Origin of the sequence: Streptomyces sp. NBC_00237, from assembly GCF_026342435.1 — a bacterium.
Taxonomy (GTDB): Bacteria; Actinomycetota; Actinomycetes; order Streptomycetales; family Streptomycetaceae; genus Streptomyces.
On sequence record NZ_JAPEMT010000001.1, the window covers coordinates 2600086 to 2611147 of the forward strand.

An 11062-nucleotide genomic window follows, 5' to 3' on the forward strand; every position below is an offset into this window, starting at 1 on the left:
GCGGTGATCGCCGGTACCGGTGCTTGCTGACCGAGGTTATACGCCCCGGCTGACAGAACTCATATTGAAATCCGGCACCCGCAGCGCGGGCATCGCGGCCCGGGTGAACCAGTCGCCCCATTCCCTGGGCAGCGTCTTCTCCGTCACACCGGCCTCCGAGGCCCGCGACAGCAGGTCCACCGGCGACTCGTTGAACCGGAAGTTGTTGACCTCGCCGACCACTTCGCCGTTCTCCACCAGGTACACGCCGTCCCGGGTCAGACCGGTCAGGAGCAGCGTCGCCGGATCGACCTCGCGGATGTACCACAGGCACGTCAGCAGCAGCCCGCGCTCGGTCGCCGCGACCATCTCGTCGAGCGTCCTGGTGCCGCCCGCGTCGAGGACGAGGTTGTCGATGTCCGGGCTCACCGGCAGCCCGGTCAGGGCGGCCGTGTTGCGGGTGGTGGTCAGCCGCTCCAGCTTCCCGTCCTTGATCCACTCGGTGGGGGCCAGCGGCAGCCCGTTGTCGAACACCGAGGAATCCCCGCCCGAGGCGTGCGCCAGCACGAAGGGGGCCGATTCGAGACCCGGCTCGTTCGGATCGCTGCGCAGCGTCAGCGGCAGCGACGACAGCGTGTCCCCGAGCCGCGTCGAGCCGCCCGGCCGGGAGAACACCGTCCGCCCCTCCACGGCGTCCCGCGCCCCCGACGACCACAGCTGGTACACCAGCAGGTCCGCGACCGCGCTCGGCGGCAGCAGCGTCTCGTAGCGCCCGGCGGGCAGGTCGATGTGCCGCTCGGCCCACGCCAGGCGCTTCGCCAGCTCCTCGTCCATGGCCGCCGGATCGACGTCCTTGAAGTCCCGCGTCGCGCGCCCGGCCCACGCCGACTTCGTACGGTCGGGAGACTTGGCGTTGACCTCCAGGGTGCCGGTCGGCTGGTCGTGCCGCAGCCGCAGCCCCGTCGACGTACCGAGATAGCTCGACGTCATCTCGTGGTTCGCGAACCCGTACAGCTCGCGCCCCCCGGCCCTGGCACGGGCGAAAGCCTCGCCCAGCGCGGGTGCGAACGCGTCGAAGACGGCCGACGACGTCTCGGCGGGCGCGTCCCGGAAGTCCGCCGACACCGGGACGCCCGCGACCAGCGGCTGCGCGTCCTCGGCGGGTCCCGCCGCCCGTGCCGCCGTCTCGGCGGCCCGTACCAGCGGCTCCAGCTCCTCGGCGGTGACCGCCGACCGGGACACGACACCGGAGGCGGTGCCCTCGGCCCCGTCGACGGTGGCGACGACGGTCAGCGTCCGCCCCCGGGTCACCCCGTTCGTGGTCAGGGCGTTGCCCGCCCACCGCAGATTCGCGGACGACTGCTCGTCGGCGATGACGACGCACCCGTCGGCGGTGGACAGCTCCAGCGCCCGCTCGACGATCTCGTACGGCTTGCTCACGCGGCTCATCGCCCGGCCTCCTGCGTCGTGTTAAGGATGTTCACGCCCCGGAAGAGGGCCGAAGGGCAGCCGTGCGAGACGGCCGCGACCTGGCCGGGCTGGGCCTTGCCGCAGTTGAAGGCGCCGCCCAGCACGTACGTCTGCGGGCCGCCGACCTTCTCCATCGAGCCCCAGAAGTCGGTGGTCGTCGACTGGTACGCGACATCGCGGAGCTGCCCGGCCAGCCGCCCGTTCTCGATGCGGTAGAAGCGCTGGCCGGTGAACTGGAAGTTGAAGCGCTGCATGTCGATCGACCAGGACCGGTCGCCGACCACGTAGATCCCGCGCTCGACACCCCCGATCAGGTCCTCCGTCGACAGCCCCCCGGCCTCCGGCTGCAAGGACACGTTCGCCATGCGCTGCACGGGCACGTGCCCGGGGGAGTCGGCGTACGCGCATCCGTTGGAGCGCCCGAGCCCGGTCAGCTTCGCGATCCGGCGGTCGGTCTGGTACCCGACCAGCGTGCCGTCCTTGATCAGGTCCCAGGACTGCCCGGCCACGCCCTCGTCGTCGTACCCGACGGTCGATAGCCCGTGCTCGACGGTACGGTCGCCGGTCACGTTCATCACCGACGAGCCGTACGCCAGCTTGCCCAGCTGGTCGAAGGTCGCGAACGAGGTCCCCGCGTACGCGGCCTCGTACCCGAGCGCCCGGTCCAGCTCCGTCGCGTGCCCGATCGACTCGTGGATGGTCAGCCAGAGGTTGGACGGGTCGACGACCAGGTCGTACGTCCCCGCCTCGACGCTCGGGGCGCGCATCTTCTCGGCGAGCAGCCCGGGGATCTCCTCCAGCTCGGAGTCCCAGTCCCACCCCGTGCCCAACAGGTACTCCCAGCCCCGCCCGACCGGCGGTGCGATCGTCCGCATCGAGTCGAACTCGCCGGACGTCCCGTCCACGGCCACCGCCGTCAGCTGCGGATGCACCCGCACCCGCTGCTGCGTGGTCACCGTCCCGGCCGTGTCGGCGTAGAACTTGTTCTCCTGCACGGTCATCAGCGAGGCGTCGACGTGCGCCACCCCGTCCGCCCGCAGCAGCCGCCCGCTCCAGTCGGCCAGCAGCGCCGCCTTCTCCTCGCCGGGCACGTCGAACGGATTGATCTCGTACGAGGAGACCCACGTCCGGTCCTCGTGCACCGGCTCGTCCGCGAGCTCCACGCGCTCGTCCGACCCAGCCGCCTTGATCACCTTCGCGGACAGCCTGGCCATCGCGACGGCCTGCCCGGCGACGCGGGCTGCGGCGTCCATCGACAAGTCGACCCCGGAGGCGAAGCCCCAGGCCCCGCCGTGCACCACCCGCACCGCGTACCCGACGTCGGTGGAGTCGTTCGACCCGGACGGCTTCGCGTCCCGCAGCCGCCAGGAGGCGCTGCGCACCCGCTCGAACCGGAAGTCGGCATGGTCGGCCCCCAGCGCACGGGCCCTGGCGAGGGCGGCGTCGGCGAGGGCGCGCAGCGGGAGCGCGGTGAAGGTGGGGTCGATGGGGTGGGCGGAATGGGGGGACTGCGGCACGGATGTCTCCTGTCGTCGAGACGAGGTCGCACCGATCATGTCCTGTACGGGGGCGGGGCGGCCACCCCCTTTGTACGACCTTGGCCCGGTCCCCTCGTGCGGCCTCGGCCCGGTCCCCTCGCGGGGCGCCCTTCTGTAGGGACCCGACAGTGGGCACCGGATGGCGCTGTCAGGGCCCGATTCTCCGTACGAGCTCCTCTACCGATAGTTTCGGTCAGTACCAGACCGCTATCGAAAGGGTGATCCGTTGAGCCGCTCGGTTCTCGTCACCGGAGGCAACCGGGGCATCGGCCTCGCCATCGCCCGAGCCTTCGTCGACGCAGGCGACAAGGTCGCCATCACCTACCGCTCGGGTGACCCGGCGGAGCTCGAAAAGGCGGGCGTGCTGCCCGTCAAGTGCGACATCACCGACACCGAGCAGGTGGAGCGGGCCTACCAGGAGATCGAGGAGAAGCACGGTCCCGTGGAGGTGCTGGTGGCCAACGCCGGCGTCACCCGCGACCAGCTCCTGATGCGCATGTCCGAGGAGGACTTCACGTCCGTCCTCGACACCAACCTCACCGGCACCTTCCGGGTCGTGAAGCGTGCCAACCGAGGCATGCTGCGCGCCAGGAAGGGCCGCGTCGTGCTGATCTCCTCGGTGGTCGGCCTGCTGGGTTCGGCCGGGCAGGCGAACTACGCCGCCTCGAAGGCCGGTCTGGTCGGGTTCGCGCGCTCGCTCGCCCGCGAGCTGGGTTCGCGCAACCTCACGTTCAACGTTGTGGCACCCGGATTTGTCGACACCGACATGACCCAGGTGCTCACGGAGGAGCAGCGCAAGGGCATCGTCGCCCAGGTGCCGCTCGGCCGTTACGCGAAGCCGGAGGAGATCGCCGCAGCGGTGAAGTTCCTCGCCTCCGACGACGCGTCGTACATCACTGGAGCCGTCATCCCGGTTGACGGCGGATTGGGCATGGGTCACTGATCGCCATGAGTGGAATTCTCGAAGGCAAGAACATCCTCATCACGGGTGTCCTGATGGAGTCCTCCATCGCCTTTCACGCGGCCAAGGTGGCGCAGGAGCAGGGTGCCAACGTCATCCTGACGGCCTTCCCCCGCCCGACGCTGACCGAGCGCATCGCGAAGAAGCTCCCGAAGCCCGCCAAGGTCATCGAGCTGGACGTGACGAACCAGGAGCACCTGGACCGTCTGGAAGGTCTCGTACGGGACGAGCTGGGCTCGCTCGACGGCGTCGTGCACTCCATCGGCTTCGCGCCGCAGGACGCGCTCGGCGGCAACTTCCTCAACACGCCGTTCGAATCGGTCGCCACCGCCATGCACGTCTCGGCGTTCTCGCTGAAGTCGCTGACGATGGCCTGCCGTCCGCTGATGAGCGAGGGCGGTTCGATCGTCGGCCTGACGTTCGACGCCCAGTTCGCGTGGCCGCAGTACGACTGGATGGGTCCGGCGAAGGCCGCGCTGGAGGCGACGTCGCGTTACCTCGCGCGTGACCTGGGGGCCGAGGGCCTGCGCTGCAACCTGATCTCGGCGGGTCCGCTGGGGTCGATGGCCGCGAAGTCCATTCCGGGCTTCTCGGACCTGGCCGCGGTGTGGGACACGCGCTCCCCGATGAAGTGGGACATGACGGACCCGGAGCCTGCGGGCCGGGGGATCGTGGCGCTGCTGTCGGACTTCTTCCCGAAGACGACGGGCGAGATCATTCATGTTGATGGTGGCGTGCACATGATCGGCGCGTAGCTCCTCCGAGGAGGTGGCAGGGGCGGGGCGGACCCACGGGGCCCACCCCGCCCCTTCCACTTCCCACACCCCCTTGGCCTCCGCCCCACTTCGCCCCCTTGGGCTCCGCCCTCCGCTTCCGCCTAGCCTCCTTGGGCTTCGCCCTCCGCCTCCCCAGCCCCCTTGGGCGGCGGGGCCGCCCCCCGGGGGCGGAACGGGCGGGCAAGGGGGCGGCCCCCTCCGCTCCGGGCCCGCCCCGGTGCCGCCCGCCGTTACCTCCGCCATCAGGTGCGCCGCACCCCGGTGCGCCTGCGGCGGGCTGCCCCTCCCCACCCCTTCACCTCAAGCGCTCGCCGCGCGGCTGTCCCGGAGACGTGCGGGTGCGTGGGGGCTGGTCGCGCAGTTCCCCGCGCCCCTGAAGGGGCAGGGTGGGTGCGGAGTTTTCACCTGCGCCCGCCCGGCCCCCCGCCAGGCGGTTCAGCCGTAGTGCCAGCTGGAGTTCCAGGGCGCGAGCGGGGCTGTTCCAGTCCGGGCCGAGCAGCCGCCCCACCCGCTCCAGCCGTTGCGTCACCGTGTTCACGTGCACGTGCAGCGCGTCCTTGGCCCGCGACAGGCTGCCGCCGTGCGCGAAGTACGCCTCCAGGGTGCGGATCAGTTCGGTGCCGCGTTCCTCGTCGTAGTTCTGGACGGGTCCCAGGACACGGCCCGTGTACGCCGCCACGTCCGACCGGTCGCCCAACAGCACCCCCAGGAAGCCCAGTTCGGTGAGGTCCGCGCCGTCGCCCGTACGGCCGAGGGCGTGCAGCGCGTTCAGGCAGCGGCGGGCCTCGGAGTGGGCGTGCGGGAACTCCTCCGCACCGGTCGCGGGCCCGGCTGCCCCGACGGTGACGGGGGAGGCCAGAGTCCTGGTCAGGTGCTGGGCGAGGTCGCGGGCCAGCTCCCCGGGGCGGGCGGGCGCGATCAGCACGACCAGACCCTCCCGCGTACCGGCGAGACCGCCCAGCGTGCGGGCCCGCCGTGCGACGTCCGCCACCAGCTGGGAACGTACCGGCGGATCGCAGTCCAGTACGACCACGGCGTGGGAGGCGGCCAGGTCGACCCCCAGCCGCTTGGCGCGCAGCGCGAGGCTGCCGGTGCCCCGGCGGCCGGGCGGCGCGGCGGTCAGCAGGTCGTCCAGGAGTTCGCCGCGCACCCGGTCCTCGGTCTCCGCGACCGAGCGGTGCAGGAGCAGCAGCAGGGCGGTGACCAGAGCGGCCCGCTCGAACAGGCGGAGGTCCGCGTCGGAGAGAGGGCCGCCGCGCGCCGCCTCCGCGTCCGCCTCCACGGGGGCTTCGTGCGGCCCGGCGGGTCCGGCCCGGCCGGTCAGCACGAGGGTGCCGAGGAGTTCCGATCCGGCGAGGACCGCGCAGGTCCAGGCGCCGTCGTGGTAGGCCGCCCGGCCGCTGGTGCGGGATTCGGCGAGGCCCAGGGCGGGCGGGGCGGCCGGGCCCGCGCCGACGCGGGCCAGCTCGGTGCCGTCGGTGTCGTGGATGCTGAGGCTGCCGTCGAGGAGAGCCGCGATGGCCGCCGCCACCTCCCCCACCTCGCCGCCGCGCAGCACCAGTTCGGTGAGCCGGTCATGGGCGTCGGACGCGCGGCGCAGGGCCTCGCTGTGCGCGCGGGCGGTAGCGTTCGCCGCCTTCAGGCCGACCAGGGCGGACCGGGTCTCCTCCATCAGCCGGGCCCCGTCGATGGCGACCGCCGCGTGGTCGGCGAGCGAGGCGAGCAGCGCGATGGCGTCCGGCGTGAAGTCGCGCGGTGCCCGGTCGGCGGCGAACAGCACCCCGATCACCCGGTCCCCGAGCCGCAGCGGCACCCCGAGGATGCCGCGCAGACCCTCCTCGCCCACACCCCTGTCGATCGCCCCGGTGTGCCGGAACCGGTGGTCGGTGCGGTAGTCCTGGCTGGCGTAGGGGCGCGCGGTCTGCGCTACCAGGCCACCGAGCCCGTCGCCCATCCGCAGCCGCAACTGCTGGAAGGTCGCGGACACGGACCCGTCCGTCACCCGCATGTACGTGTCGTGCGCCGCCGGGTCGTTGAGGGTCAGGTACGCGACGTCGGTGCCCAGCAGGGTACGGGCCCGCCGGACGATGGCACGCAGTACGGCGTCCAGGCCGCGCAGCGCCGCCAGGTCGCTCGCCGTGTCGAACAGTGCGGCCAACTCGGCTTCCCTGCGGCGGTGCTGGTCGAGGGTGCGCCGTACGGAGAGGGCCGCCTCCGTGGCCTCGGCCAGCCAGGCGACTCCCGACGCGCCGGTCGTCCGTGCGCGCGCGGCGGGGCCCGCGAGCTGTTCGGCGGAGGCTCCGGCGGCGAGCAGGTCGAGGAGCTCGCGCAGGGCGATCGCCGTCGCGGGCAGGGAGGCGGGCGTGCCGGGGGAGGGAACGTCGGTCATGGCGGTGGTCGGTCCGTCCGTACGGGAGAGAGGAACAACGGGAGGCACCCCAGCCTGCCGCGCCTGGGAAGGGAACGGCAGACCGGGGTGCGGGCGGGGCAGGCACGTGCGGCGCGGGAAGCAGGACACTCTGGGGGCCGAGTGTCCCGGTTCTCAGACGGCCTGCGGCGTCGGGGCGGCTCTGGCCCCCGAGACGGCTGTCCCGCTCACCCGGACCCGGACGCCCCCGATCCGGCAGCGGCCGTCTCCGGTGCCGCGGCCACTTCGTTCCGGTTCAGGTCCCGGCCCCGCGTCTCCCTCGCGAAGTACACCGTCACCGTCGTGACCAGCGCCGCCCCGCCCAGGTACAGGCTCAGCGGCAGCGAGGTGTCGAAGTCCTTCAGCAGTTGCACGGCGATGATCGGGGCCAGCGCGCCCGCCACGATCGACGCGAGCTGCGAGCCCATCGAGGCCCCCGAGTAGCGGACCTTCGTGTCGAACATCTCCGAGATGAAGGCCGCCTGCGGCCCGTACATCGCCCCGTGCAGCAGCAGCCCCACCGTCACCGACAGCGTGATCACCGCGAACGACTTCCCGTCCAGCAGGGCGAAGAAGACGAAGGCCCACACGGCCATGCCGACAGACCCGATCAGCGTCACAGGGCGCCGTCCGATCCGGTCCGACAGCGCGCCCCACAGCGGGATCGTCACGAAGTGCACGGCCGAGCCGATCAGCACCGCGTTCAGGGCGGTGGACTTGGGGAGACCGAGGTGGACGGTGACGTACACGAGGAGGAAGGAGGTGAGGAGGTAGTACGAGATGTTCTCGCCGAACCGGGTGCCGATCGCGGTGAGCACCTCGCGCCAGCTGCGCCGGAACACCTCCACGACCGGGGCCTGGTCCTTGACGCCTAGGGTCCCGCTGACCCCGCGCTCCGCGTCTGCCCGCGCCGCGGCCTGCGCGGCCAGGAAGACCGGGGACTCCGAGACCGAGACCCGTATCCACAGCCCGATGACCACCAGAACGCCTGACAGCAGGAACGGAATCCGCCAGCCCCACGACAGGAACGCCTCCTCCGACTGCACGGCGGCCAGCAGTGCCAGCACGCCGGTGGCCAGGAGGTTGCCGCCGGGCGCGCCCGCCTGCGGCCAACTCGCCCAGAAACCACGGTGCTTGTCGCCGCCGTGCTCGGAGACGATCAGCACCGCCCCGCCCCACTCGCCGCCCAGCGCGAAGCCCTGGACCAGCCGCAGCACGGTCAGCAGGATCGGCGCGCCGACGCCGATCGTCCCGTACGTGGGCAGCAGGCCCATCGCGAAGGTCGCGCCGCCCATCATCAGCAGGCTCAGCACCAGGAGCTTCTTGCGGCCGATCCGGTCGCCGAAGTGCCCGAAGACGACCCCGCCCAGCGGCCGGGCGACGAAGCCGATCGCGTACGTCACGAAGGCGATCAGGGTGCCGACCAGGGGGTCACCGGTGGGGAAGAAGAGGGTGTTGAAGACGAGGGCGGCGGCCGATCCGTAGAGGAAGAAGTCGTACCACTCGACGGTGGTGCCGATCAGGCTCGCGCCGACGACGCGGGCGATGCCGGTGCGTGGGGGAGAGGCGGGTGTCGCGGTGTCGGTCATGGTGGGTCACCGGTTCCGGGAGAGAGGGGAGGTGCGGGAGCAGTGCGGACGTGGCGGGAGTGTCAGCCCGCGGTCCAGCCGCCGTCCAGGGGGAGGGAGACGCCCGTGACGGACGCGGAGTGCGGGCCGCACAGCCACAGCACGGCCGCCGCCACCTCCTCGCCCTCCAGCAGCCGCTTCACGGGGGAGCGGGCCAGCAGGACGTCGGCGAGGACCTGGCCGGGGGCGATGCCGTGGGCGGCGGCCTGGTCGCGGATCTGGCCCTCCACCAACGGGGTGCGTACGTAGCCGGGGTTGACGCAGTTGCTGGTCACGCCGTGCGGGGCGCCCTCCAGCGCGGCGACCTTGCTCAGCCCCTCCAGCGCGTGCTTGGCCGCGACGTACGCGCTCTTGTACGGGCTGGCGCGCAGCCCGTGCACGCTGGAGACGTTGACCACCCGGCCCCACCCCTGCCCGTACATGTGCGGAAGGGTGTGGCGCAGCAGCAGGAACGGGGCCGTCACCATCACCCGCTGGATCAGCTCGAAGCGTTCCGGGGGGAACGCGGTGAGCGGGGCGACGTGCTGGAGTCCCGCGTTGTTGACGAGGACGTCGACGTCGCGGGGGAGCAGGCCGATGGCGTCGGGGTCGGCCAGGTCAGCCACGTGGGCCTGCCCGCCCGCCTCCCCGGCCACTGCCTTGGCGGCCCCGCCGTCGCGGTCCACCACGTGCACGGTGGCTCCGGCTGAGGCGAGGGCCAGGACGCAGGCCCGGCCGATGCCGCTGCCACCGCCGGTCACCAGGGCGGTGCGGCCGTGCAGGGGGGCGGGAACCGGGCCCGGCGGCGGAGCGGAGATGTGGGTCGTCATGGCCGGAAACAGTAGGGAGAGGCCCGTCCGGCTCCCATGGGGCGGACACCCACAATGAGGGTCCGTCCCATGGGGGTGACACCCATGCCGGAGCGTCGGGTCAGCGCCGACCGAGGTCGCAGCGTTCGCGCAGTGCGGTCGCGTCGTGTCCGGCGGGCCGGGCGACCGTGCCGCTCGCAGGCGGCCGTACGCCCCTGTCCAGCCACTCCTCCAGCGCCCCGAACGCCGCCCGGTGGCAGGGCGCCAGCGGTCGCAGCCGGTCCGGGAAGGCGTCCACGAGCGAGTCCACGTGGGTGCCGTCCGCGATCCGGTAGTACCGGAACAACGCGCCCCGCCCGGCGTCGCGCACCATCCGCGCGTACACGTCCGAGCTCCGGCTCGCGGGCAGCAGTACGTCCAGGTCGCCGTGGAGCGTCAGCAGTGGCCTGCCGATCCGGCCGGTCAGCCCGATCCGCCGCACCGCGTCCCGCACCCGGCGCGGCCGCTGCTCGTACACGTAGTCGGTGTCGCAGCCGGGCCCGCTGCCCGGCGCGCAGTACGGCGTCCCGGCCTCGGTCGCGGCCCCGTCGTAGCCGGGATCGAGCTCCTCCCGGTAGATCCGCTGGGTCAGGTCCCAGTAGACCTTGTGGTGGTAGGGCCACAGGAACTCCGAACCGGCCGGGTATCCGGCGCGGTGCAGGGCCTTGCGCGCGTCGGCCGCGCCCGCGCCTCCGGCCGCGTACACCGGGTACGCGCGCAGGGCGGGCGGCAGGAAGGTGAGGAGGTGGGGGCCCTCGGGCCGCCAGAGGGTCCCCTCCCAGTCGACGCCCCCGTCGTACAGCTCGGGGTGGTTCTCCAACTGCCAGCGGACCAGGTAGCCGCCGTTGGACATGCCGGTGACGAGGGTGCGGTCCGGGGGCCGCAGGTAGCGCTGGGCGACGACGGTGCGGGCGGCGCGGGTGAGCTGGGTGAGGCGGGTGTTCCACTCGGCGATCGCGTCGCCCGGGCGGCGGCCGTCGCGGAAGAAGGCCAGGCCGGTGTTCCCCTTGTCGGTGGCCGCGTACGCGTAGCCGCGGGCGAGCACCCAGTCGGCGATGGCGCGGTCGTTGGCGTACTGCTCGCGGTTGGCGGGGGTGCCGGTGACGACGAGGCCGCCGTTCCACTTGTCGGGGAGCCGGATCACGAACTGGGCGTCGTGGTTCCAGCCGTGGTTGGTGTTGGTGGTGGAGGTGTCCGGGAAGTATCCGTCGAGCTGGATGCCCGGAACGCCGGAGGGAGTGGCCAGGTCCTTGGGCGTGAGGCCCGCCCAGTCGGCCGGATCGGTGTGCCCGGAGGCGACGGTTCCGGCCGTCGTCAACTCGCTCAGGCAGGACGTCACATGACGCTCCGCGCCAGGGATACGGAGCTGGGCCGACCGGCCGCAGTGCCCGGCGCCACGCGTGCCGTCGGCCGGGTCGGGCGCGGGGGCCGCCCCGGCGGCAGCCGGAAGCGCGGCCACCGGGGCGAGGAGGAGCA

Annotated in this window: 8 protein-coding genes; 2 read left to right on the plus strand and 6 right to left on the minus strand. The window is 72.6% G+C overall.

Annotated features, from left to right (window positions below):
* Positions 1-36 precede the first annotated feature (36 nt).
* Positions 37-1428 carry a metallopeptidase TldD-related protein gene (locus OG897_RS11500; RefSeq protein ID WP_266655425.1) on the minus strand — a complete coding sequence of 464 codons (1392 nt, stop codon included), beginning with the start codon at positions 1426-1428 and terminating at the stop codon, positions 37-39.
* Complete coding sequence (locus OG897_RS11505) at positions 1425-2966, minus strand: TldD/PmbA family protein (RefSeq protein ID WP_266655427.1); 1542 nt, start codon at positions 2964-2966, stop codon at positions 1425-1427. Before OG897_RS11505 ends, OG897_RS11500 begins: the two co-directional genes overlap by 4 nt.
* A gap of 247 nt (positions 2967-3213) precedes the next feature.
* Here OG897_RS11505 and fabG point away from each other — a divergent pair, with 247 nt between their 5' ends.
* Together fabG and fabI are read left to right on the plus strand one after the other, a co-directional pair.
* Positions 3214-3930: a 3-oxoacyl-[acyl-carrier-protein] reductase gene (gene fabG, locus OG897_RS11510; protein WP_266655429.1), complete on the plus strand. Its 717-nt coding sequence runs from the start codon at positions 3214-3216 to the stop codon at positions 3928-3930.
* A 5-nt stretch (positions 3931-3935) separates the two neighbouring features.
* A complete protein-coding gene (gene fabI, locus OG897_RS11515) occupies positions 3936-4703 on the plus strand; it encodes an enoyl-ACP reductase FabI (protein WP_266655431.1) in 768 nt (255 codons plus the stop codon).
* A gap of 316 nt (positions 4704-5019) precedes the next feature.
* On the opposite strand, the gene OG897_RS11520 is transcribed toward fabI, so the two are convergent.
* From OG897_RS11520 to OG897_RS11535, 4 genes are all read right to left on the minus strand, one after another.
* Positions 5020-7113 carry a GAF domain-containing protein gene (locus OG897_RS11520; protein ID WP_266655433.1) on the minus strand — a complete coding sequence of 698 codons (2094 nt, stop codon included), beginning with the start codon at positions 7111-7113 and terminating at the stop codon, positions 5020-5022.
* A 206-nt stretch (positions 7114-7319) separates the two neighbouring features.
* Positions 7320-8720 (minus strand): MFS transporter, encoded by a 1401-nt coding sequence (locus tag OG897_RS11525; RefSeq protein ID WP_266655435.1) that lies wholly within the window; start codon positions 8718-8720, stop codon positions 7320-7322.
* 62 nt (positions 8721-8782) lie between these two features.
* Positions 8783-9568, minus strand: coding sequence for a 3-hydroxybutyrate dehydrogenase (locus OG897_RS11530; RefSeq protein ID WP_266655437.1), 786 nt, complete (start codon positions 9566-9568; stop codon positions 8783-8785).
* Positions 9569-9668: 100 nt separating this feature from the next.
* Positions 9669-11045 (minus strand): tannase/feruloyl esterase family alpha/beta hydrolase, encoded by a 1377-nt coding sequence (locus tag OG897_RS11535; protein WP_266656754.1) that lies wholly within the window; start codon positions 11043-11045, stop codon positions 9669-9671.
* Positions 11046-11062 lie beyond the last annotated feature (17 nt).